Below are 24,106 nucleotides of genomic sequence, written 5' to 3' on the forward strand. Positions count from 1 at the left end.
AACACTTTAAAAGTCATAGGAAAGACCTACACCCAAAATTTGTTTAAACTGAATTTTGGGTACTCCTTTTTGAGTAATATTACCATCGTCATCCGTAACTTCATCAAATAAGATATCATCATCAAAAATTACTTGAGTACCTATAGTACTCGTAATATATTTGTTAACTTTCAGGTTAAAATTAAGTTCCCAATCTACATCAATATTTCCAAGACTATTCAGGTAATCGGTGTATAAACTTATTCTGTGGTTCATAAATACATTGGTCATAATCTCTTTTTCCCAAGTGTTGGTGATTAAAAAACCAAGTTCCATGTATACATTTTGACCTTTCTCGAGAATATTGCCTTCTGCATCTTTAACTGCTTTTTTTACACCAAATGATCCATTATTTGCTAGGGCTTGATCTAGAACAAAAGTAGCTTTTTGAGTAACGGGAGATATGTAGAGGTTAAATTTTTTGCCTTCAGGAATGTATGAGGTACCAGCACCTAGAAATAGATAGCCTGGTGCCATAAAAGTTGAAATAGGGCTTTCCGTATCGGGGTATTTGTACCCGTTGGAAAATTGGGTGTTAAAATTCATTTTCACGGAGTAATACCAATTGGTAATGGTATCTTTTCTATAGCCAAAGGTAGAGCTGAAACGAATAACATCTTCTGTTTTTCTTAATTCCCGATCTTCTTGTGCATTTAAACCATAGCGCACTTCCAAGTCATTATTCCATTGTATGTACCTAAATTTATAGTTTCTAACAAATTTTGCATTTGCAGCCCCAGAAATAGAATTATTTCCACCGGCATTCCAATTTACAAAAGCCACCTCACTAAAATTCATACCAATCTTATTTTCAATATCCCAAAAGGATGGAATTTTGAATCTTTGGTATTTGTTTTTTAGCGGTTTTGTCTTTTTAAATGATATTACGGGATTGGTTAAATTAGCACCTCTAGGGATATTTTTAATTTGGTTTTGAAATGAACGTATAACAATTGTGTCTATAGCAATAGAATCTATTTCTTGAGGCTCAGGGATGCTGTCCTGAGCACTAATTTTAGATACACACAAGAATAGGAATAAGAAAGCGGTTAATTTCAGACTATTTAGTTGCATTAAGTATGGTGTTGATTTTCAATTTAAAGGATAAAGCATCAATCTTAGTAATTTGATGAAGCTCTTTGGTTGTTCCGTGTTCTATAATTTTATCATCAATACCTAAAACTGTTATTGGTTTATGGTAGGATAATTCATTAGCAAATTCTACAATAGCACTTCCAAAACCTCCAATTTTACAACCATCTTCTATAGTTATAATATGATCGTAAGAATCAAATATATGCTTTAATGCTGTGCTGTCTAAAGGTTTTATAAATCGCATGTTGTAATGGCCTATCTTCTCATTAGGTTCAATATCATGGAGCACATCTGTTACCATGTTGCCTATATGACCTATAGAAAGTACCACAATTTTCGTTCCATTTTTGAGTTTTTTGGCTTTTCCTATTTCTATTTTTTCAAAAGGAACTTTCCACTCTTTTAATACACCGCGTCCTCTAGGGTATCTTATAACTATGGGGTGATTTAAACCTAACTGTGCAGTATACATCATATTTCTTAATTCTAGTTCATTCATAGGAACGGCAAGAATTAAATTAGGAATGCACCTTAAATAGGCAATATCATATAATCCATGGTGTGTGGCGCCATCTTGGCCTACTAGACCAGCTCTGTCTAGACAAAAGATTACGGGTAAGTTTTGTATGGCTACATCATGTATAACTTGGTCATAAGCTCGTTGCAGGAACGTAGAATATATCGTGCAAAAAGGCATGTAACCTTCCGTAGTCATCCCTGCTGCTAAGGTAACTGCATGTTGTTCTGCAATACCAACATCAAAGGCTCTTTCAGGAAATTCTTGCATCATAAATTTTAAGGAACTTCCTGTAGGCATTGCTGGAGTTATGCCTATAATTTTTTTATTATGTCTAGCTAATTCAACAATGGTGTGTCCAAATACATCTTGATACTTAGCAGGTTGAAATTCTTTTGACTTAGGAAGTAAATCTCCTGTTTCTTTATTAAATTTTCCAGGAGCATGATAGATTACTTGGTTTTCTTCTGCTTGTTTTAGGCCTTTTCCTTTGGTGGTAATGAGGTGTAATAATTTTGGGCCTTTTTTAGTTTTTAATTTTTCTAAAGTTGAAATAACCAATTCTATATCATGACCGTCTATTGGTCCTGTATAATCAAAATTTAAACATTCAAAAATGTTTTCATCTTTTGCTGTTCCCTTTTTTACGTTAGTCAGGTATTTTTTTAGCGCTCCAACACTAGGATCAATTCCTATAGCATTATCATTTAGAATAATTAAAATATTAGCATCTGTTGCTCCAGCATGGTTTAGTGCTTCAAAAGCCATTCCGCTGGCAATAGAAGCATCGCCTATAACGGCGATATGGTTTTTTTCTGAGGCACCATCTAATTTTGCAGCAAGTGCCATTCCAAGAATAGCAGAGATAGAGGTAGAGCTATGACCTGTGCCAAAGGTGTCATACTTACTTTCACTTCGTTTAGGAAAACCACTGATACCATTTAATTGTCTGTTGGTTTCAAAAATTTCTTTTCTACCTGTTAGTATTTTATGACCGTATGCTTGGTGGCCTACATCCCAAATAAGGTTATCTATTGGTGTATTAAAAACATAATGTAAGGCAATCGTTAGTTCCACTACACCTAGACTAGCTCCTAAATGACCTTCTTTTGTAGCGACGATGGCAATAATAAATTCTCTTAATTCTTGCGCAAGTTTAGGTAGCTGTTCAAGAGACAGTTTTCTTAATTCTTCAGGAGAATTAATATGTTGTAAAATGGAGCTATTCATATGAAATCTAAAATCAAGCAAAAGTACTTATTTTGAAATATTCTTACCGTTAGATTTTCATTCAATTATGCACTATATGTTCAAAATTGACATCTTTCTCTTTTTTTTAAGGTTTTAATTTCAAATTAGTCAAGAACAATTAACTTTTAATACTTTTGGTATATGATATTACCTTTTGATGATACTTATTATATGAAAAAAGCCTTGCAAGAAGCAGCTATGGCTTTTGAAAAAGGAGAGGTTCCAGTAGGGGCTATAATTGTTATCCAAGATAGGATAATTGCAAGAGCACATAATTTAACAGAGCAATTAAATGATGTTACTGCGCATGCAGAGATGCAAGCAATTACGGCAGCTGCTAATTTTTTAGGAGGTAAATACCTTAAAGATTGTACTTTATATGTAACGCTAGAGCCTTGTCAAATGTGTGCTGGTGCCTTGTATTGGAGTCAGATATCAAAAATTGTTTACGCAGCAAAAGATGTAGAGCGTGGTTGTGGTGCTATGGGTACAACTTTACATCCCAAAACTAAAATAGTAGGAGGCGTGTTAGCAGCAGAGGCATCGGCTATGTTAAAACGTTTCTTTAGTCAAAAACGAAATCTCAATTAAATAAAATAAGCTCTAAATTTTTAATTTAGAGCTTATTAATTTTTTAAAGAATACTGAGAATTAGCCTATTACTTGCACTTGCGCAGCAACTATACCTTTTTCTCCATCCTCTTCTTCGTATTCTACTTGATCTCCTTCGTTAAGTTCCGCACCATTTAAAGAGGTTGCATGAACAAAAATGTCTTTTCCTGTGTTGTCGTTGGTAATGAATCCGTAGCCTTTAGATCCATTGTAAAATTTTACTGTTCCAGTCATTTGAATAAAATTAAAATAATATTATATGCAAATGTATACTATTTTACGAATTTTATATACTTCAGAGCAAAAAAATAGAACCACAGGTTACTGGTTATCAGTCTTTTTGGGTTTTTTCCCTTGCATTTTAAGAATATTTTCTTCTGTAAGCATATAGTCTTTTACTTTTTTTCCTTTGCTTTCTTTAATAAGAAATAAAGGCATGACTATTAAAAAAATTCCCACAGTGCCTAAGCCAATACATTTATGCGCAAAGGCTACTTGCTCCTCTTTTATGATAAAACCATAGATGATGGATGCTAAGGAAACTATTAAAACTAGCGTGGTAATATATTTTAATTTCATAGCTACTTTTACTTAGTGAAATTTATTAATTTTCGACGGTATGCGGTTAGTAGTTTAGATTTTGAAATAAACCCGATATAAGATCCATTTTTGATAACGGGTAGGTTCCAAGCGCCACTATCTTGAAATTTACGCATTATTTCTGTCATTTTATCTTTCTCTAACTCAATGATTTCTGGCGGCGTATGCATTACATCTGTTGCAAAAACTTCATTATATAATTTCTGATTAAACATAATAGCCCTGATGTCGTCTAATAATATCACGCCTAATAAGGTATTATCATCTTTGTCAACTACAGGGAAAATATTTCGGTTAGATTTTACTACCGCATTATGAACCATGTCTCCTAAAGACATTTCTGGGTGGATAATGGCAAAATTGTCTTCAATTACTTTGTCAATATCCATTAAGGTTAATACTGCATGGTCTTTGTCGTGGGTAATTAAATCTCCTCGTCTTCCTAATTCCATATTATAAACAGAATGAGGCTGTACATATTTGGTTATAGAGTACGATATTGCGGCAGTTATCATTAAAGGAATAAATAAGTCATAACCACCAGTAACTTCTGCGATCAAGAATATTGCTGTTAGAGGTGCATGTAACACACCGGCCATAAGACCAGCCATACCTACTAAAGTAAAATTACTTTCAGAAACTTTAGTCCCAAAAATTCCGATATTGTTAATTATTTTTGCAAAGCAATTTCCCATAATACTGCCCATAAAAAGAACGGGAGCAAAAATACCACCCACACCACCGGCTCCAAAAGTTAGCGCACTAGCAATAATTTTAAAGAGGACCAATCCTATCAAAAGAATCACTACCATCCAGACATTGGTCAAATCCAGTTCAAAAATATTATTTCTTAATACTTTCTCTGGGTTTCCTTGTACTAGACTGTTGATGACATCAAAACCCTCTCCGTATAATGGCGGTATAAAATAAACGAGTATTCCAATACCGATACCTCCAATAAATAAGCGTTTTATAGGAGATCCTATTTTGTCAAAAAACTTTTGTATTCTATCGTATACTTCAGTAAAGTATATAGAAGTAAGTCCAGCAATAATGCCTAGAAGTATGAAAAAAGGTACATCGCCCAATTTAAAGGTGTCTTCAATTTTAAAAGGTAGTAAAACATCATCTCCAAAGAAAAAATATGACGTAATTATCGCTGAAATTGATGCTAAAAGTAATGGCAACATGGATGCTATGGTTAGATCTAAGCTAAATACTTCTATGGCAAATATTATGGCAGCAATAGGGGCTTTAAATATGGACGATAAGGCACCTGCAGCAGCACAACCAATTAAAAGATTGCGGTTGGTTTGGTTCATGTGAAACATCCTCGCAATATTAGAGCTTATGGCTGCACCCGTAGCTACTGTTGGGCCCTCAAGACCTACTGAGCCTCCAAAACCTACGGTAAGTGGCGCTGTAAGGAGGGAGCCAAACATTTGATATTTACGGATAATTCCTTTATGTTGTGATATAGCATGAAGGGTAGAAGGGATACCGTGATTAACTTTGTGCCTAATAACAAATTTAATCACTAGGTAGACCAGTATGAGGCCTATTAATGGAAAAATAAACAAAAAGGCTTGATGGTAATCATTAACCAGCTTTCCTTCTAATAGGTGTTGGTAAAAATGCGTAAGGTTTTTAAGTATGACAGCCCCAACACCCGAGGTGAAACCCACTAAAATACTTAGAATATAAATAAACTGGCGTTCCGAGATATGCTTAACTCTCCATATTAAAAATTTGGTAAACCAAGTTCTTTTAAGTTTTTCCATTATATAAAGAATCCCGAAATAGTTCGGGATTATGTTTTACGCTTTTAAATCTAATTTTAGATGTAATTCTTTTAGTTGAACTTCATCAATTTTTGCAGGCGCATCTATCATAACGTCGCGTCCACTATTATTTTTTGGGAATGCAATAAAATCTCTAATGGTTTCTTGCCCTCCTAGAATAGCGACTAATCTATCTAGGCCAAAGGCTAAGCCTCCGTGTGGTGGTGCCCCGTATTGAAAGGCATCCATTAAGAAGCCAAATTGAGCTTTTGCTTCTTCTGGTGTAAAGCCTAAATGCTTAAACATGGTAGCTTGCATATCTTTATCATGAATACGAATAGATCCGCCACCAATTTCATTTCCATTCAAAACTAAATCATAAGCATTTGCTTTTACAGCTCCTGGGTCAGTATCTAACAATTCTAGTTGACCTGGTTTTGGAGAGGTAAAAGGGTGGTGCATGGCATGGTAATGCCCTGTTTCTTCATCTAGCTCTAATAAAGGAAAATCAATTACCCATAACGGTGCAAATTCTTCAGGATTTCTTAAGCCTAAACGTTCTGCAAGTTCCATACGTAACGCACTTAATTGCGTTCTTGTTTTGTTGGCATCACCAGAGAGTACGCAAATTAAATCACCAGGTTTAGCATTGGTAACTTCTGCCCATTTTGCTAAATCTTCCTGATCATAAAATTTGTCTACAGATGATTTAAAGCTGCCATCTTCATTGTATTTGGCATAAACCATTCCTTTTGCTCCAACCTGTGGTCTTCTTACCCAATCAATTAAGGCATCAATTTCTTTTCTAGTATAAGTCGCTGCGCCTGGTACCGCAATCCCAACCACTAATTCGGCATCATTAAAAATACCAAACTCTTTATGTTGTGCTACGTTGTTTAACTCACCGAACTTCATGTCAAAACGAATGTCTGGTTTGTCATTACCATAAGTACGCATGGCATCATCATACGTCATTCTAGGAAAACTGTCTATTTCAAAACCTTTAACCTCTTTTAAAAGATATTTTGTTAAGTTTTCAAATATATTTAAAATATCTTCTTGCTCAACAAACGCCATTTCACAATCAATTTGTGTAAATTCTGGTTGTCTGTCTGCTCTTAAATCTTCGTCTCTAAAACATTTTACAATCTGGAAATACTTATCCATTCCTCCTACCATAAGCAATTGCTTAAAGGTTTGTGGCGATTGTGGTAAAGCATAAAATTGCCCCTCATTCATTCTACTTGGAACTACAAAATCACGCGCACCTTCTGGAGTAGATTTTATTAAATACGGAGTTTCTACTTCGATAAAACCTTCATCTGATAAAAATTTGCGTACCTCCATAGCAACCTTATGTCTAAAAATAAGGTTGTTTTTAACAGGATTTCTTCTAATGTCTAAGTAGCGATATTTCATGCGGATATCTTCACCGCCATCGGTCTTATCTTCTATGGTAAAAGGAGGAACTAAGGCTTTGTTTAAAACGGTTAATTCCTTTACTAAAATTTCAATATCTCCTGTAGGGATATTTGAGTTCTTTGAAGCACGTTCTATTACCGTTCCTTTTATTTGTATGACAAATTCTCTTCCAAGAGATCTTGCTTGTTCTAATAAAGCTTTTGAAGTACGTTCTTCGTCAAAAATTAATTGCGTAATACCGTAGCGATCTCGTAAATCTGCCCAGATTACAAATCCTTTATCTCGTACTTTTTGTACCCAACCAGATAAAATAACTTCTTGATTATTGTTTGTAGCTCTTAATTCACCACAACTATGACTCCTGTACATGCTTAATTATTTTGATGGCAAATTTAGTAAGTATCTTCTATTTAATGCTAATTAATTAGCACTGATTTATAAGAATTTTATGTGAAAAGAGGAAAGTAATACTCGTTTATTGATTGATTCACAGTTGTTTATGACTCTAATGTAAAGTTAATGTAAATTAAACGATCATTTAAGGTAAAATATTTGTATATTTGATACGTTACCATACCTAAAGGAATAATAATATTAAAATATATATACCATGAAAACTATCACATTTTTTTTAGCACTGTTTTTAACAGTTGCAATAACTGCCCAAGAAACTAAGCCAACATTTACTAAAGATGGTAATAAAGTTATCGCCACTTATTTCCATGATAATGGAGAAATTGCTCAAACTGGAGAATTTTTAAAAGGTAAACTACATGGTGAGTGGACTATGTTTGATCAAGTGGGTGAAAAAGTAGCTAGTGGTGAATACTTAAATGGAAAGAAAACTGGAACTTGGTTTTTCTGGAAAGGTGAGGAATTACAACAAGTAGATTTTGAAGATAGTAGAATAGTTGGTGTTACTACCCTTGACTCAAAAGGAGCCGTTGTAAGTAATAAATAAAGTATTTAAAATATAGCAAAAAGCCCTGATAATTATATCAGGGCTTTTTTTGTTTTATAGGGTACTAGCGAGATCGTTAGAATAAACAGGGTAACATTGATAGTACTATGGTAAGCGCTCCACCAAGATTTGTGGTGGTAACGGATAGTCGTATTTAAATGATAACGACCTGTAGCAGGAGTTAATGCTTTTGAAGCTATCACTGGTATAAAACTAAATACCCCCACAAAAGCTTTGCTCTTGAGGGGGTATCGTTTTTAAGTGTTAGTACTACTATGAGATATTCTTTTCTATCATAGGAGTTTCTTCTTTGCTAGAAAACTTAATGCGTAACCACATTTTAAACTTCATGATTAGGAAAAATAAGACGGGTACAAGTATTAATGTTAAAAAGGTTGCTATTAGCAAACCGTATATTACAGTCCAAGCTAAAGGCCCCCAGAATACAACATTGTCACCACCCATATAAATGTTAGGGTTAAAATCTGCAAAAAGGGTAAAGAAATTAATATTTAGACCAATGGCTAAAGGTATAAGTCCTAAAATTGTAGTGATTGCAGTTAGTAAAACAGGGCGTAAACGCGCTTTACCAGCTTTTACAATACTTTCAAATAAATCATTTTCTGATAAATAGTCCTCCTCTTCTAAATCAAGATCATTTTTCTTTCTATCGATAAGTAGTTGTGCATAATCAAGTAATACCACGCCATTATTTACTACAATTCCGGCGAGTGATATAATACCTACCATGGTCATCATAATAACGAATGCACTACCAGAAATAACAATACCACCAAATACACCAATGAAGCTTAAGAATATAGCAATCATGATTATAGCAGGTTTAGAAATAGAGTTAAATTGGAAGATTAATATGAAAAATATTAATCCCAAACCGGTAAAAAATGCACCCACTAAAAAGGTCATTTGTTTATTTTGTTCTTCTATTTGTCCCGTGTAATCAATCTCAACCCCGTTTGGTGTGTCTTCAAAACTTCTCATTTCATTTTGAATTTTAGCAACAATTGCTCCAGCATCTGTATGTCCAGGAGACATGGCTGAATATACCGTTACAACACGCTTGGTGTCTTTATGTTTAATGGCACTATAACCAGAGTTGTTACTTTTCTTTGCTACAGCAGATAAAGGAACACTGATCATTTGGCCTTTCGTATTTCTAAACGTTATGTTTTGATTGAATAATGCACTGGTATTGTAGCGATCCTCTTTATTAAAGCGCACATAAATGTCATAATCATCGCCGTCTTCTTTATAGATACCCGCTTTAGAGCCAAAAATAGAGTTGCGCAATTGCGTACCAACTTGAGCGGCGCTGATGCCTAATTCTCCAGCTTTTTCTCGGTCAATAACCACACGCATGGTAGGTTTATCTTTATTAACATCTATTTTTAGCTCGTCAATACCTGCAATATTTTTGGTATTGATAAATTCGCGCATTTTTTCAGCTGTAGAAATTAATTCAAGATAGTCATCTCCTTGAATTTCAATGTTAATAGGAGAGCCTGCAGGTGGGCCAGCAACATCTTTCTCAACCGATATTAATACTCCTGGATAGATACCAACTAAAGCTTTTTGTACTTTTTGACGTAATAGTTCGCTATCTTCTCCACGACGGAATTTATATTCCCGCATCGAGGCTGTGATTTTTGCTTTGTGTGGCATTTCAGCCGAAGAGCCACCATCAGTGTTAGGGTTTCCAGCCCCTTCGCCTACTTGTGATACAGCACTTTCAACTAAAAAGTTATAGTCTCCATCTCTGTAATCTTTAGAATTTACTACGTCATAAACACGTTTTTCAATTTCTTTTGTTATTGTGTTTGTTTTGGTGATATCAGTACCTTGTGGGTATTCTATATATACAATAATCTGATTCGGCTTATTGTCTGGAAAAAACTCAACTTTAGTACGTTGCGTACTTAAGGATGCTCCAAAAGCAATAAAAGAAAGTATCAATAAAGCAAAAGTTCCAATGGTTAATAAAATTGGTTTTTTACCAGAAAGCGCATTTCGCAATCGGCCTTCATACCAGTTTTCTAATTTTACTAATGCTTTTGTTTGAAAGCTATTGGCCCACTTACGTAAAAATAAACGGTATGCCCAAAGCATAATCGCAGTAAATATCATAAGAGTACCTAAACCTCTATATGTACCACCAAATATTAAAATGAGTATACCTATACCAGCCATAATAGCTGTTGTTTTTATTATTTGCTTTAAGGGCATGTCCTTATCATCAATACTCATAAATTGAGAAACTAATACCGAGTTAAAGAAAATAGCAACAAATAAGGAAGATCCAAGAACAACCGATAGGGTTATGGGTAATATTACCATGAATTCTCCCATAATACCGGGCCATAATCCTAAAGGTATAAAGGCAGCAACGGTGGTAGCTGTAGATATAATAATCGGGAAGGCAATTTCCCCAATACCTTTTTTAGCCGCTTCAAGCCTACTCATGCCTTCTTCATCCATAAGTCTATAAACGTTTTCTACAACAACAATACCGTTGTCTACTAACATCCCAAGTCCCATAATAAGACCAAACAACACCATGGTATTTAAACTTTGACCCAAAAGTTCAAGGATCATTAAGGACATAAACATAGACATTGGAATAGCGAATCCAACAAAAATGGCATTCTTAAACCCTAAGAAGAACATTAATACCGTTACCACTAAAATAACACCAAAAATGATGTTGTTTACCAAATCATCTACTTGACCAATAGTCACTGAAGATTGATCATTAGCAATACTAATTTTTAAATCTTTAGGGAATTCATTTTCAATAGCATCCTCAACAATTACTCTAATTTGCTCAACAGCAATAACCATGTTTTTACCAGCTCGTTTTTTAACGTCTAGCATAACAACAGGTTCGCCGTATTCACGAGCAAAAGTTGTTTTATCTTCTTCTTTAAATTTTACGGTTGCTACATCTTTTAAGTAAATTGCTTCCCCATCTTCAGATTTTACGACAAAGTTTTCTAGTTCAGATGGTTTGTCAATTTCACCAATGATGCGAATTGTACGTCTTTGACCGCTAGCAATTAAGTTACCAGCAGACATGGTAACATTACCATTGTTTATCGCACCAATGATATCATTAAAAGTAATTTGAGCGGCCATCATTTTGTAAATGTCTACAGCAACCTCAATTTCTTTTTCTTGGGCTCCTCGAATATCTACTTTTTTAATTTCAAGTAAATTCTCTATTTCGTCTTGAAGGTATTCGCCATATTCTTTTAATTTATCAATTGGATAATCTCCAGAAATATTAATATTTAAAATAGGCATTTCCTCAGATATACTGAGCTCAAAAACATCGGGTTTAACTTTAGCCCCATTAAAGTTAGGCCAATCTTCTCCCGCAGTTTCTGTATCAATTTCGTCTTTAACTTTTTGCTTAGCTTGATCTACTGTGATATTTTCATCAAACTCAATAACCAGCATTCCGTAATCTTCTTGAGAAGTAGAGGTGATTTCTACGACATTACTAACTGTTTTAAGCTGATCTTCTAATGGATCAATTATCAGTTTTTCTATGTCTTCAGCCGTATTCCCTGGAAAGATGGTACTTACATATATTTTAGTTTCATTTACCTCAGGAAAATTCTCTCGGGGCATACTAAAGAATGCAGCAATACCTAAATAGAAAATTACAGCAATAAGGACATACATGGTCGTCTTATTGGTTATGGCCCATGATGACCAAGCAAACTCCTTATCGACTTGCTTTTTATTTTTTTTATCAGTCATTAGTTGTTCGTTTTAAATTAAAGATTGATTACTTTAACTGTTTGTCCATCTTCTACAGTACGTGCACCTTCACTAATTATTTCCGCACCATTTTCTAAACCTTCTAATACCTCAATAACATCACCTTGAGTCTTACCTGTTTTAATGATGATTTTTTTAGCAATACCTTCTTCATTTGCCTTTTTATCACTAACCAAATAAACGTATTGTTCCCCATCTGCATTTTCAGAAATTATACTCTGAGGGATTAATACAGCACTTTCATTCGTATAATCATTGATCTTTAAACGAGCCGTTAAGTTTGGTTTTACACCTGATTCTTTTGACGGAATACCAACCTCTACTTTAAAAGTCCTATTTGTTGGGTTGATAAAATCTCCAGCCTGGCGAATTTTAGTGCTAATTGTTTTTCCGAGAATAGGAAACTCTACTTCTACGTTTTTACCTTTTGAAATATTGGTGATGTAATTTTCAGGAACATCAGTTTCAATGTACATATTGTCTAAGTTTACAATACGCATTATTTGAGATTGTCCTGCAGCTACAACACTACCTTGCTCTGTAATAACATCATCAATAGTACCAGAAAAAGGTGCTCTAATTACTGTTTTTGCAATCTGTTGTTGTAATTGTGCTACTGCTCTAGATTGTGCCTCGTAAGTAGATTTTGCTTGTAAAAATTGAATTTCACTCCCTATTTGCTGATCCCATAAACGTTTCTGACGCTCAAAAGTGGTTTTAGCTAATTCTGCTTGAATTTCTAATTGTGCAACTTGCTGACTTAATCCGCCATCATCAATCTTTCCTAAGATTTGACCTTTACTTACCTTCTGTCCTTCCTTAACATAGATATTGGTTAGAATACCGTTGTATTCAGGAGTAATTACCAAAAGACTCTTAGTAGTTACATTTCCTTGTAACTCTAAATAATGATTAAATAGTTCTTCTTTAGCTGTAATTGTAGTAATCAATGGAACTTTTTTAACCGTATCATATTGCGCTAAAGCTTCATCTAACTGTTTAATTTTATCATGAATTATTTCTTGGTCTCCAACCAATTCAGCACGTTTAGTTCTAATTTCTTCAGGGTTAGTAGATGCTATAACATCTTCTACTGATTTTTTTTTATCTCCACCACATGCTACAAGTAGGAAGGTGGCTGCGCTTGCAATTAATAATTTTTTCATTGTATATTTTTTCTAGTTGATTGTTAAGTATAATTGGCTTAGTTATTAAGAACTACCTCTAGTTCTGTCTTAGTATTTATAACATCTACCATAGATTGTAAATAGGTGTTTTGCGCATCATATAATTGTAGTTGTGCTTGTCTTAGCTCAAAACTACTAGCAATACCTTCAGAATATTTAATCTGATTTTTGTTTTCGATGCGTTCTGCTAGCGCTAAGTTTTCTTTGTAGGTAGCATATTGCTCAACAGCCAAAATATAATCACTTTGTGCTTTTTTAAGCTGAAGTTTTATTTGCTGTTCCGCCTCTGTTAACTGTGTTTTTGCTTTTTCTAGAGCAATTTTTGCACGTTGTGTACTTGCGCTTCTTTTTAGGGAGCTAAAAATAGGAATGTTTAGATCTACACCGAAAATGGAATAATCAAACCACTCTGTCTCGCTTTTAAAAAAATTAAATTGATCACTATAGGCAGAACTACCGAAGTTTATAAAGGCATTAAGCGTTGGTAATGCTTTGCTGCGTTGTAATTTTAATTCTAAAGCACGTTGCTCGTTTAGATTCAGTGCCATTTTATAATCCACATTGTTATTAAGATTAAATGCGGTATCTACAAAAGCTAAATCTGTTTCCTGTTGCGCCAAATCATCTAGATTGTCAGACAACAGCGTTGGGTTGTCTGTTGCAATACCTAAAGTCAAATTCAACATTTGAAGTGTAATTATTTTTAAACGCGCTGCATTCTTTAATTGATTTTCAACGGTAGATAGGGTGATCTGCAACTGCTCTACACTTTCCTCATCTCCTAATCCATTTTCATAAATCTTTTTTGTTTCAAAAAGATTCTTCTCCAAGGTGGCAATGTTGTTTTCTAAAATTTTAACACTCTCTTCTGCTAGTAATACATTGCCATAGGCTTGTACTACCGCTTTTTTAACATCTAAGGCCGTCTTTTCTTGATTGTTCTTGCTGTAATTTATAAACGTTTTAGTGGCTTGTACTCCCACAATGTAAGAGCCATCAAATATCTTTTGAGTTAAAGTTGCTGTGGCTGTCATAGACTGTGGCTCACTAAAAATTACGGGGGCAAAAGTACCTTCTTCTCCACCGAAAAATTCAGCTGGGATTAAGGATATGGGTTGCTTTAATTGATTTTGATAGCCTACCGTACCATTAATTTGTGGTAATCCATCCGCAATTGTTTCCCATTTTTGCTTTTGGGCATCTTCAATATCGCGACTAGCATTAATGGCACTATAATTGTTTTCTAGCGCAAAGCTTATGGCCTCATCTAGCGTAAAGCTATTTTTAGTTTCCTGAGCCACACCTATAGAAAAATATAGTAGCGCTAAGAAGGTTAAGAAATGATTTTTCATATTTTGATTGTTATATTAAGTTTTCTGCTGTTGTTTGTTTTATTCTTGATTTGAATTAATAAGTTCATTTAAAATTTTTCTGCCATCCGGGGTAATAATTCCTCTAAGGTGATACTCTAAATATTCATCTTGTAATTTGTTAATTGGAAACAAATCTGTAGGGAATAAACTAAAATCTTTTATACTAGTTACTCCTGTAAAATAGATTCTTGAAACAAATTCGATGTTTAGATTTGGCCTATAGATACCCAAAGCAATACCTTTTTTGATATTGTTAATAACACATCGCTGCATAGCGTCATATTGTTTTGATCTTAAGGAAGAATATATTTTCGGATAATATTTTTGTAATTGATATTGAGGAGAAGATTTTTCATCCTTTAAATGCAGCATCACAAACTTTTTAATTTCTAAAAGTTCTTCAATAGGGTTCTTTTGTAAGGTGCAAATTGCGTCAATACCCGTGGTTATGGAGCAAAATAATTGAAGCGTACATGCTTCTATAAGCTTTGTTTTATTTTCGTAATTGGCATAAATGGTTTTTTTAGAAATGCCCATTTCATGGGCTAAATCATCCATAGTAACACTTTTAAACCCTAAGGTTAAAAACATTTCAGTTGCTTTTTCTAAAACTTTCTCCTTCATATTGGCTGCAAATGTACTTCGGAAACTTTAAAAACCAAAAAAGTTTCCAAAGTATTTACGTTAATTTAACATTTGATTCTTAGCAAACTTGTTCTACAAACACTTTCATACTATTTGATAGGTTTAATGTATTTTTGAAAAAAAATTGCCACATGCAACGCATTGAAGATTACCGAGAAGAGTTTATAGCCTACTTAGAAGAAAAATCAAAACTTAAAGAGCCTATTAATTTATACGAACCTATTACATATATTTTGTCCTTAGGGGGTAAGCGTTTACGGCCTATTTTGACCTTAATGACCGCAGATATTTTCGGCGCAGATTATAAAAAAGCTTTAGATGCTGCTTTAGCTGTTGAAGTTTTTCATAATTTTTCATTGGTTCATGATGATATTATGGATGATGCGCCTTTACGTAGAGGAAAGGCAACAGTTCATGAAAAATGGGATATTAATACTGGAATTCTTTCAGGAGATGCCATGTTGATTACTGCCTATCAACTTTTTGAAAATTATGAAGGAGAGGTTTTTAGAAGTTTGGCTAAATTGTTTAGTAAAACGGCTATTGAGGTTTGTGAAGGCCAACAGTACGATGTAGATTTTGAAACTAGAGATGATGTTACTATTCCTGAGTATTTAAAAATGATTGAATACAAAACTGCAGTTTTAGTAGGAGCAGCTATGAAAATGGGTGCAATTATTGCGAATGCTTCTACAGAAGGTCAAGATAGTATCTATGAATTTGGTAGAAACTTGGGTATTGCTTTTCAATTGCAAGATGATTATTTAGATGCTTTTGGGGATCCTAAAACATTTGGTAAACAGGTAGGAGGAGACATTATAGAAAATAAAAAAACGTTTTTGTATTTGAAAGCATTAGCGCAATCTGCTCCTGAACAAGTAAGTGAGTTAGAACATTTGTTTTCTATTCAACCAGTAGATGCTACAGAAAAAATTGATACTGTAAAAAGTATTTTCTTGGAAAGTGGTGCTGCAGAACGTACACAAAAAGAAATAGTAATTTATACAGAAAAAGCTTTTGATGTATTGGCTAAATTAGAAATCTCCGAAGAGAAAAAATTAGTACTTAAGAATTTTGGAGAAAGCCTAATGCAACGAAAAGTTTAATTAAAATAAACGTCTAAATAAAGCCTTGATAAATGGCATAGGGGACAATGCACTGATAAATTTTATGTCTTCAAAAATACTTGTTTCCTCATCTAGAAACTTAAAAATTAATTGCGGATTTCTATTTTTAAATAAGGCTTCAAATATGGACTGTCCTAAATAATTTTTATGGTATAAGATGTCTAAAAGTAAAAGATCATAAAACCAAAATTTATCTCTTTTTCCAAAGTTCTGAAGTGATTTTTGGCTTTTTAGATGCTGAATTAACTTTATAGTTTTTTTTTCTGTGTTTTTAAATGTGTAGCCTGTACTTGCTTTTGTCCAGCCCCCGGCTGTACCAATATAAAGTAGGTTAGCCCTATTTTTTAGTGTAAAATTATAAGAAGTCATAGGAATGCTACCTCTTTCTTTCTCTATAATCTCATAACTATAAATACCTAGTTTTTGGGTCATGTACTCTTGAATAGCATCTTCATATTCGTGTTCTTTAAGTAGATGTTCCGAAAACAAGGTATATTCTAATAAAGCTTCGTTTTTTGCAGTAGGTAATACATACATAAAGCGTGTATTTCCTTTTTGAGGAATAGAAAAATCCATAAATGTTGCTGTTTCTGCATTAAAAACGGGATCTTTTGTTTTAATATACCAACCGATAAAGTGTTGCTGCAAAACAGGGTATTTTTTTTGTTGTAAGAGCGCTGTAGCATCAAGAATACTATTAAATACGGTCTTACCTATAAACGAATTGTTGGAAGTCTTAACACAATTTTCTGCTGGAGAATTTGTAACGGATACAACCTCTTCGTTTACAAATGTTATGTTTGGGTAATCTGCTAACTTTTTTAAAATAGAAGTATAAAAATCTATTCCTTTAATCATTTTATACTGATAAGGAGCTATAGCATACTTTTTATTGATCTCTTTACCCTCAAAATGGATGCTACTCCATTTTTTATAAAGTATAGTATCAAAATTACCTTGCCCTTTTTCCCAAAAGCACCAGGTTCTATCGTTATGTTGTTTTGCAGCTTTATCAATAAGTAAAATAGACTTCTTAGCAAAAAAAGAGTCCTTACCCATAGCTTCTGCTAATAATAAACCAGCAGCTCCGGCACCAATAATTATATAGTCAAAGGAAGCCATTACTCTTTCAGATAAGGAATTTGATAAGTTTTAATTATCGGAATATTAACGGTCTTTTTTATCTTTTCAGTTTTTTCCACTACAGCGATAATTTCAATGGCAATATGAATACCATATATGTTGTCAGGATTTCTTATTCCTAAATAACTTTTATCTGAAGATGACATTTTTACGATGCCAGACTTAAAGTTTTCACGTGTACCTTCTAGATTAGATTTAAAATCTTCTTTTTCTTTGAATAACTCTGCGTCTTGATCAGAATTTAGTACGTAAATATCGCAAATGTTTGCTCCCGGAGGGGGATTTAAATTACTCACCGCACCTTGTATCTCATCATCTTCTTTAATAAATTTGGTAAGTTGTGAAGCAAAATTAAAAGAGGATAGGGTGTTTTTTATATCATTTTCTTCTCTTGATGCTGTAAATACATAGTACCATTCTCTGGTGTTTTTCGGTAGATTTACGGGGACAATAATTCTATTTTTACCTCCTTTTAAAAAAGCATTTGAGGTACTGTTTAAATAAAATTTTTCATTTTGAATAGAAATAGATTCTAAGATTTTTTTGTCTACCAACTGCGCTGTCGGAAATCCGTACGTAGTGTCTTTTTTTACTTTATATCCTATTTGTGGTTTCTTTTTTCGAGTAGAAGTGGTTTCGTAGTTTAGTTGATAATCACTAGCTTTAGAATTAGTGTTCTTAATAACTAGTTTATAAATACCATCTTTAGAAATAGTGATAACTCTAGAAAATACTTTTTCATCTTCTATTTTAACGAGTAGCTTATTAGGGTATTGATAGAGCAGAAAACTATTCTTTTTTGCTTTTTTATTTTTAGGCGTTATGGTTATGGAAATAACATCATTTTCATAGGCAGGTATCAAAACCTCTTTTTCTTCATTGGATGCAATACTTAAGATTTCACTGTTAGACGTTTGGGCTTGGGTTGTAAAAACAATCAAAAAGATAATCAGGTAAAATGTAGGTTTCATTATCAGCTATTTTTTTCAAAGATACCAATTTTAAGCATCTGTAATAATTTCTATGAAACCCACATTGTTTTTAATCTAAACTATATCGTAGTCCTAAAAAACCTCTAATGCCTTGGTTTGGACCATAAACATAAGTTGGGTCAAAAGTTAAAGCATTTGGGTTGTTTGCGGTAGCTACCGCATTTCCGCTATTATCAAAAGTTACATTCTTGTCAAAAGGATCATTTGCTCTAGCTATAATAAATGGGTTTCCTTTATTTGGGGTCCAGTTTAATAAGTTTTTTACCCCACCATAAAATTCAAACTTATCAATTCCTTTATAGGTGAGTTGTATGTTTTGAATACTCCATGTTGGCGAGTATTCACTTCTAGGATCTAACGCTCCTAAAAGAGGCAAACGCATTGGACCATAAATGTTACCGGTATAATCAATGCTTACATCAATATTTTTAATATCGTACGAAATGTTCCAGGTTCCAGAGAATTTTTCAGTAAGTATCTGTTCTGTTTTAATTCCTTTTTCAGTAGTAGTAACTTCTTGTAATGTGGCTCCTATCAAAACTTTTAATCCATTAGGGAATACCATGTCTATATTTCCGCTGATCCCTTGTGCAACAGATTTTCCATCTAAATTATCATAAATAATTAGATTTGGATTCGTATCATAATCAGGAATGATGGCATTGCTAAAGTTCGTATAAAATACAGAGAGATCTAAACCAACAAACAAGCCGTTACTGCTATATATTTTTTTTAAATAGTTAAGGTTCACATTAAAAGATTGTTCGGGGTCTAGTTCTTCTGCAATGACAACATCTCTAGAACCTGTTAGTGCAGCATGTTCTTCTGTAAATATATTTACAACACGAAATCCTGTTCCTGCATTTAAGCGTAGAATATCATTATCGGTTATTTTCCAGCGATACGCTGCTCTTGGGGTTAATATAGAGCCATGGCGTTTGTCATAATCATAGCGTAAACCTAATAAAAGCGATTGTTTCTTAGAAAAAGCAATTTCATCCTGAGCAAAAACACTTGGTATCACAACTTCATCAGGTTTGTTTTTATCTAGTTCGGCCGTGGCTGTGGTATTATCATCATAATAATTATAGCGAACGGAAGTGCCTAGAAGTATATCATGTTTGTTTTTAGTAAGATCCCATGTTAATTGAGAAAAACCAATACGCTGTTTAGCTAAATACTTCACATCACCATAGACAGAATTTTGATCGTGATCTGTATATGAGAATGAAAGCATCATCTTTTCTTTTATAGGTAGTTGGTATTTACCTAATAACTCATACCTGCGGGTATAGATACTTTCGCCGTAAATTTCATCGCCACCACGGTACTCTGGAGTCCATTGTAGTTCTCCACCCCATCTGTCTTCATAAAAAAAACGTCCAGCTAAAGATAAAACGCGGTCTTCTTTACGCTGAAAATTCCATTTTTGAAATACAGAAATACGATGCTGTAAGGTTAAATCTGTAAAATTATCATCGTTATTGTCTATAGGGTTGCTATAATTAAAGTAATTAACACCTAATAAAGCAGTTGCTTTTTTACCTACATTTATTTTACCCCCAGCATCTAAATTATATTCTCCCCAACCTGTACCAAAAGCATCGATAGATAATTTAGGTGCCTGTAAGGTGTTTTTAGTAATAATATTTATGAGCCCTCCTACGGCCTCACTGCCATATAAACTAGAAGCAGGACCTTTTACTATTTCTATCTGTTCTATAAGAGAATTTGGAATTCCAGATAAACCGTAAACGGTGCTTAAGCCACTAACAATAGGCATTCCATCTATTAAAACTAAAGTATAAGGCCCTTCAAGACCATTAATATGGATATCTCCCGTATTGCATACATTACAATTTATTTGTGGTCTAACTCCGTTTACATTTTGTAACGCTTCAAAGATACTTGCGGTAGGGTTTTGTTTTAAAAAAGTAGGACTGTAGACTTCAACAGGGACAGGGCTGTCAGATCTGCTCACTGCTTTTAGGGTTCCCGTAACGACCATTTCTTCTAACTGTTCGGACTGTGCGATAAGATTAATTTCTACATTGCTAGTAGTATTTTCTGTTACCGTAATTGTTTTAATTCTTGGTTGATACCCAATCGCAGAAACCTTTAGCGTGTAGGAACCTGGTTTTAAATTAAAGGAGAATTTTCCATTTTCGTCGGATGAGGTGCCTTGAGTGGAACTAGCTATTAAAATGTTAGCAAATGGAACTCTTGTATTTTTATCTAGCACAGTACCAGATATTTTTGATTCCTGACTTATTGCTGCAAGCGTAGATGCAAAACAAAGAGTGATTAAGATGTTTTTTAGTATTGTCATTATTTATATTTATTAAAGGCTAATTTTAAATTTAGGCAAAGCTAAAAATATATTTAAGATTACAAAATTTTATTTTAGAGTCTTAAATAAAATGTACTTTTGTATAAATTTATTTGATGACACATTCTGAAGAGAATTATTTAAAAGCGATTTATCATTTAGGGGGTATTGAAAACGAAACAGTAGCTACTAATGCCATAGCAGAGCAGATGGATACGAAACCTTCATCGGTGACTGATATGATTCGTAAACTTTCAGAAAAAAAATATGTTTCGTATAAAAAATACCAAGGGGTAAGTTTAACCGATGATGGTAAAGAAAAAGCATTATCGATAATTAGGAAACACCGTTTGTGGGAAGTTTTTTTAGTGGATACGTTAGATTTTGCTTGGGATGAAGTTCATGATATTGCAGAGCAGCTAGAACATATTAAGAGTGAAAAGTTAATTGATAGCTTAGATAAGCATCTGAATTTCCCAAAGTTTGACCCACATGGAGATCCAATACCGTCTAAATATGGCGAATTAACAAAAACGACTAAAAGACTGTTGAATGAAGTAGAATTAAAACAAACAGGAATTTGTGTAGGCGTAAAAGATTCATCAGCACCATTCTTAAAATTTTTAGATAAGCATGGTATTGCTTTAGGGGATAATATTACCGTACTTGATAAAGAAGATTTTGATGGTTCATTACAAATTAGCATAAACGATAAATCTATTTTGATATCTCATCAAATAGCTTCAAATCTATATGTAAAATGCGAATAATTCCAGACGCTTTTGCGTCAACGATATACAATGGAAGAAGAGATTAAGCATAATAAGCGATCACTAGAGGAAGTAAATGAGTCAGTTTCCATAGCTCAAAATACTACTGTTTGGAAAAAAATTGCTGCTTTTTTTGGTCCAGCATACCTGATAAGTGTTGGTTATATGGACCCAGGAAATTGGGCAACCGATTTGGCGGGGGGTAGTCAATTTGGATATCAATTACTATGGGTTTTATTAATGTCTAACATTATGGCATTATTATTACAAAGTTTAAGTGCTAGGTTGGGTATCGTTCAAGGAAAAGATTTAGCACAAGCCTCAAGAGAAACATATTCTAAACCTATAAATTTTATCCTGTATATTTTAGCAGAAATTGCTATTGCTGCTTGCGATTTGGCGGAGGTTATAGGAATGGCTATAGGTTTGCAGTTACTTTTTGATATTCCTTTAACTTGGGGTGTTTGCATAACTGTTTTAGATACTTTTTTACTTTTGTTTTTGATTAATAAGGGCATTCGAAAAATGGAAGCTTTTATTATTTCATTGATTGCAATTATTGGTATTTCTTTCTTCGTTGAAATGCTTTTTGCAAAACCAGATGTAGGAGAAATGATTATTGGCCTCGTGCCTACCTTACCAAATAGTGCCGCTTTATATATTGCCATAGGTATTATTGGGGCAACAGTGATGCCTCATAATTTATATTTACATTCTTCTTTAGTTCAAACGAGGAAGTTTGATAAAACCAAAAAAGGGATTAAACAGGCTATAAAATATAATTTTATAGATGCTACAATTGCCTTAAATCTTGCCTTTTTCGTAAATGCAGGGATTTTAATTTTAGCGGCAGCCACATTCTATAAAAATGGTATGTTTGAGGTTGCCGAAATACAGGATGCGCACAAACTTTTAGAGCCACTATTGGGCTCAAAATGGGCTGGTATATTATTTGCCTTGGCTTTAATTGCAGCAGGGCAAAGTAGTACTATAACGGGTACTTTGGCCGGGCAAATTGTAATGGAAGGCTATTTAAACTTAAGAATACAACCTTGGGTGCGCCGGATAGTAACTCGGATTATAGCGATAGTCCCTGCTTTGTTTACAGTTATTTATTATGGCGAAAGGGCTACAGGAGAACTGTTAATTCTAAGTCAGGTTGTGCTAAGCTTGCAGTTAGGGTTTGCAATTATTCCCTTAATACACTTTGTAAGCGATAAGGAGAAAATGGGGGATTTTGCTATTGGCACCCTAACCAAAATTGCTTCTTGGGTAGTAGCTTTGGTGATCGTTATTTTGAATGCAAAATTGGTTTATGATGAAATTGCGGGATGGTTGGTCAGTAGTTCAAATCCTATTTATATTTGGGTATTTGTGGTGCCAATAGCAGTGGGAGCAGTGGTGTTATTAATTTATATTATTATAAAACCTATTTTGAATAGGGTTCCTAGGCACGTGCAACATGTTCCTCATATCGAAGAGATTTTTATAAATGAAAATATTAAGAAAATCAACTATGATAAAATTGCTATTGCTATTGATTTTTCAAGTATGGATGAAAAATCTATCCGAACGGCCTTACATCTAGGAGGTAAGGAGGCAACCTATACCTTAATTCATGTAGTAGAAACTGCGGGGTCACTAGTACATGGCAGTAATGCCTATGATTATGAAACCTTGAGTGATCGTAGTTATTTGGAAAAGTATCAAGAGAAATTAGTCAAAATGGGGTATACCATTCAGATTTCATTAGCCTTTGGTAATCCTAAAAAAGGAATAGCTAAAATAGTAAACCAAGAAAATTTTGATCTTTTAATCATGGGTGCTCATGGTCATAAATTATGGAAAGATATTTTGTTGGGTACTACGGTAGATGCTGTGCGGCATAAGGTTGCTATTCCGGTATTGATTGTAAAAGAATAAGAGTTGTCTAGATAATTTCCTTAATTTCAAATTTGGCAAGACTATTGTTTGTCGGTATCATATTTAATTAGAAATTAGCCTTATGAATAAAATCTTATATGCACTTCTATTCTTACCAGTGATGATGTGGTCACAACATACCTTGAAGGTGCATGTTGAAAATGTAACAAATTCTAACGGGCATATTAGAATAGCGATGTATAATTCGTCTGATGGTTTTTTAGCTTTTGATCAAGTATATACTTCAAAAACTGGCGTTGCAGTGCACGGTACTACTGTAATTGTAATTGATGATATTTTAGAAGGCACTTATGCCTTGGCTGTTTTTCATGATGAAAACTCTAATGAGAAATTAGACACTAACTTTTTAGGAATTCCTAAAGAACATGTTGGTTTTTCTAATTCTAAAATGAAAACCTTTGGTCCGCCTAGTTTTAAGGAGTGTTCTTTTGTATTGCAAGGAGATAAAGAAATAATAGTGGCTATAAAATAGTAGTGGCTCTAGTAAAAAAAAAAAGGGATGCTTAGTAGCACC

Annotated in this window: 19 protein-coding genes; 6 read left to right on the top strand and 13 right to left on the bottom strand. The window is 33.8% G+C overall.

The window, feature by feature from the left end:
* Positions 1-6: 6 nt before the first annotated feature.
* On the bottom strand, positions 7-1,113 hold the full coding sequence (locus CELAL_RS08710) for a DUF3078 domain-containing protein (RefSeq protein WP_013550537.1): 1,107 nt from the start codon (positions 1,111-1,113) through the stop codon (positions 7-9).
* A complete protein-coding gene (locus CELAL_RS08715) occupies positions 1,100-2,881 on the bottom strand; it encodes a 1-deoxy-D-xylulose-5-phosphate synthase (protein WP_041557665.1) in 1,782 nt (593 codons plus the stop codon). Before CELAL_RS08715 ends, CELAL_RS08710 begins: the two co-directional genes overlap by 14 nt.
* A 162-nt stretch (positions 2,882-3,043) precedes the next feature.
* Between CELAL_RS08715 and CELAL_RS08720 the strand changes: the two genes are divergently transcribed.
* A complete protein-coding gene (locus tag CELAL_RS08720) occupies positions 3,044-3,493 on the top strand; it encodes a nucleoside deaminase (RefSeq protein ID WP_013550539.1) in 450 nt (149 codons plus the stop codon).
* Between the two features lie 60 nt (positions 3,494-3,553).
* Here CELAL_RS08720 and CELAL_RS08725 read toward each other — a convergent pair whose 3' ends face one another.
* The 4 genes from CELAL_RS08725 to aspS form a co-directional block, all read right to left on the bottom strand.
* On the bottom strand, positions 3,554-3,748 hold the full coding sequence (locus tag CELAL_RS08725) for a cold-shock protein (RefSeq protein ID WP_013550540.1): 195 nt from the start codon (positions 3,746-3,748) through the stop codon (positions 3,554-3,556).
* A gap of 87 nt (positions 3,749-3,835) precedes the next feature.
* The gene (locus CELAL_RS08730; RefSeq protein WP_013550541.1) at positions 3,836-4,093 is read right to left on the bottom strand and encodes a hypothetical protein; all 258 of its coding nucleotides are present in this window, start codon (positions 4,091-4,093) and stop codon (positions 3,836-3,838) included.
* Positions 4,094-4,101: 8 nt separating this feature from the next.
* Positions 4,102-5,895, bottom strand: coding sequence for a chloride channel protein (locus tag CELAL_RS08735; protein ID WP_013550542.1), 1,794 nt, complete (start codon positions 5,893-5,895; stop codon positions 4,102-4,104).
* Positions 5,896-5,931: 36 nt separating this feature from the next.
* Positions 5,932-7,686 carry an aspartate--tRNA ligase gene (aspS, locus tag CELAL_RS08740; protein ID WP_013550543.1) on the bottom strand — a complete coding sequence of 585 codons (1,755 nt, stop codon included), beginning with the start codon at positions 7,684-7,686 and terminating at the stop codon, positions 5,932-5,934.
* Positions 7,687-7,927: 241 nt separating this feature from the next.
* Here aspS and CELAL_RS08745 point away from each other — a divergent pair, with 241 nt between their 5' ends.
* Complete coding sequence (locus tag CELAL_RS08745) at positions 7,928-8,278, top strand: toxin-antitoxin system YwqK family antitoxin (protein WP_013550544.1); 351 nt, start codon at positions 7,928-7,930, stop codon at positions 8,276-8,278.
* A 273-nt stretch (positions 8,279-8,551) separates the two neighbouring features.
* Here the strand turns inward: CELAL_RS08745 and CELAL_RS08750 are convergent, their stop codons facing one another.
* From CELAL_RS08750 to CELAL_RS08765, 4 genes are read right to left on the bottom strand one after another with little or no spacing between them, the layout of a single operon-like run.
* On the bottom strand, positions 8,552-12,061 hold the full coding sequence (locus CELAL_RS08750; RefSeq protein ID WP_013550545.1) for an efflux RND transporter permease subunit: 3,510 nt from the start codon (positions 12,059-12,061) through the stop codon (positions 8,552-8,554).
* 17 nt (positions 12,062-12,078) lie between these two features.
* Positions 12,079-13,248: an efflux RND transporter periplasmic adaptor subunit gene (locus tag CELAL_RS08755; protein ID WP_013550546.1), complete on the bottom strand. Its 1,170-nt coding sequence runs from the start codon at positions 13,246-13,248 to the stop codon at positions 12,079-12,081.
* A 38-nt stretch (positions 13,249-13,286) separates the two neighbouring features.
* A complete protein-coding gene (locus tag CELAL_RS08760; protein ID WP_013550547.1) occupies positions 13,287-14,621 on the bottom strand; it encodes a TolC family protein in 1,335 nt (444 codons plus the stop codon).
* A 39-nt stretch (positions 14,622-14,660) separates the two neighbouring features.
* Complete coding sequence (locus CELAL_RS08765; RefSeq protein ID WP_013550548.1) at positions 14,661-15,266, bottom strand: TetR/AcrR family transcriptional regulator; 606 nt, start codon at positions 15,264-15,266, stop codon at positions 14,661-14,663.
* 152 nt (positions 15,267-15,418) lie between these two features.
* Between CELAL_RS08765 and CELAL_RS08770 the strand changes: the two genes are divergently transcribed.
* Positions 15,419-16,393 (top strand): polyprenyl synthetase family protein, encoded by a 975-nt coding sequence (locus tag CELAL_RS08770; RefSeq protein WP_013550549.1) that lies wholly within the window; start codon positions 15,419-15,421, stop codon positions 16,391-16,393.
* On the opposite strand, the gene CELAL_RS08775 is transcribed toward CELAL_RS08770, so the two are convergent.
* From CELAL_RS08775 to CELAL_RS08785, 3 genes are all read right to left on the bottom strand, one after another.
* A complete protein-coding gene (locus tag CELAL_RS08775) occupies positions 16,394-17,536 on the bottom strand; it encodes a lycopene cyclase family protein (protein WP_013550550.1) in 1,143 nt (380 codons plus the stop codon).
* On the bottom strand, positions 17,536-18,528 hold the full coding sequence (locus CELAL_RS08780; protein WP_013550551.1) for a hypothetical protein: 993 nt from the start codon (positions 18,526-18,528) through the stop codon (positions 17,536-17,538). Before CELAL_RS08780 ends, CELAL_RS08775 begins: the two co-directional genes overlap by 1 nt.
* Before the next feature lie 70 nt (positions 18,529-18,598).
* Positions 18,599-20,878, bottom strand: a complete 2,280-nt coding sequence (locus CELAL_RS08785) for a TonB-dependent receptor (protein WP_013550552.1) — start codon at positions 20,876-20,878, stop codon at positions 18,599-18,601.
* Positions 20,879-20,994: 116 nt separating this feature from the next.
* Between CELAL_RS08785 and CELAL_RS08790 the strand changes: the two genes are divergently transcribed.
* From CELAL_RS08790 to CELAL_RS08800, 3 genes are all read left to right on the top strand, one after another.
* Entirely contained in the window at positions 20,995-21,648 is a 654-nt protein-coding gene (locus CELAL_RS08790) for a metal-dependent transcriptional regulator (protein ID WP_013550553.1), read from the top strand.
* A gap of 30 nt (positions 21,649-21,678) precedes the next feature.
* A complete protein-coding gene (locus CELAL_RS08795; RefSeq protein WP_041557666.1) occupies positions 21,679-23,571 on the top strand; it encodes an Nramp family divalent metal transporter in 1,893 nt (630 codons plus the stop codon).
* Between the two features lie 82 nt (positions 23,572-23,653).
* A complete protein-coding gene (locus CELAL_RS08800; protein ID WP_013550555.1) occupies positions 23,654-24,064 on the top strand; it encodes a DUF2141 domain-containing protein in 411 nt (136 codons plus the stop codon).
* Positions 24,065-24,106 lie beyond the last annotated feature (42 nt).

This window comes from Cellulophaga algicola DSM 14237 (assembly GCF_000186265.1).
In the GTDB taxonomy this organism is placed as follows: Bacteria; Bacteroidota; Bacteroidia; order Flavobacteriales; family Flavobacteriaceae; genus Cellulophaga; species Cellulophaga algicola.

Bases quoted from the DNA above. Each gene is read 5' to 3' on its own strand.
- CELAL_RS08785 (WP_013550552.1), bottom strand. From the start codon at position 20,878: ATGACAATACTAAAAAACATCTTAATCACTCTTTGTTTTGCATCTACG.
- CELAL_RS08725 (WP_013550540.1), bottom strand. From the start codon at position 3,748: ATGACTGGAACAGTAAAATTTTACAATGGATCTAAAGGCTACGGATTC.
- CELAL_RS08780 (WP_013550551.1), bottom strand. From the start codon at position 18,528: ATGAAACCTACATTTTACCTGATTATCTTTTTGATTGTTTTTACAACC.
- CELAL_RS08770 (WP_013550549.1), top strand. From the start codon at position 15,419: ATGCAACGCATTGAAGATTACCGAGAAGAGTTTATAGCCTACTTAGAA.
- CELAL_RS08765 (WP_013550548.1), bottom strand. From the start codon at position 15,266: ATGAAGGAGAAAGTTTTAGAAAAAGCAACTGAAATGTTTTTAACCTTA.
- CELAL_RS08715 (WP_041557665.1), bottom strand. From the start codon at position 2,881: ATGAATAGCTCCATTTTACAACATATTAATTCTCCTGAAGAATTAAGA.
- CELAL_RS08710 (WP_013550537.1), bottom strand. From the start codon at position 1,113: ATGCAACTAAATAGTCTGAAATTAACCGCTTTCTTATTCCTATTCTTG.
- CELAL_RS08795 (WP_041557666.1), top strand. From the start codon at position 21,679: ATGGAAGAAGAGATTAAGCATAATAAGCGATCACTAGAGGAAGTAAAT.
- CELAL_RS08750 (WP_013550545.1), bottom strand. From the start codon at position 12,061: ATGACTGATAAAAAAAATAAAAAGCAAGTCGATAAGGAGTTTGCTTGG.
- CELAL_RS08735 (WP_013550542.1), bottom strand. From the start codon at position 5,895: ATGGAAAAACTTAAAAGAACTTGGTTTACCAAATTTTTAATATGGAGA.
- CELAL_RS08730 (WP_013550541.1), bottom strand. From the start codon at position 4,093: ATGAAATTAAAATATATTACCACGCTAGTTTTAATAGTTTCCTTAGCA.
- CELAL_RS08745 (WP_013550544.1), top strand. From the start codon at position 7,928: ATGAAAACTATCACATTTTTTTTAGCACTGTTTTTAACAGTTGCAATA.
- CELAL_RS08775 (WP_013550550.1), bottom strand. From the start codon at position 17,536: ATGGCTTCCTTTGACTATATAATTATTGGTGCCGGAGCTGCTGGTTTA.
- aspS (WP_013550543.1), bottom strand. From the start codon at position 7,686: ATGTACAGGAGTCATAGTTGTGGTGAATTAAGAGCTACAAACAATAAT.
- CELAL_RS08720 (WP_013550539.1), top strand. From the start codon at position 3,044: ATGATATTACCTTTTGATGATACTTATTATATGAAAAAAGCCTTGCAA.
- CELAL_RS08760 (WP_013550547.1), bottom strand. From the start codon at position 14,621: ATGAAAAATCATTTCTTAACCTTCTTAGCGCTACTATATTTTTCTATA.
- CELAL_RS08800 (WP_013550555.1), top strand. From the start codon at position 23,654: ATGAATAAAATCTTATATGCACTTCTATTCTTACCAGTGATGATGTGG.
- CELAL_RS08790 (WP_013550553.1), top strand. From the start codon at position 20,995: ATGACACATTCTGAAGAGAATTATTTAAAAGCGATTTATCATTTAGGG.
- CELAL_RS08755 (WP_013550546.1), bottom strand. From the start codon at position 13,248: ATGAAAAAATTATTAATTGCAAGCGCAGCCACCTTCCTACTTGTAGCA.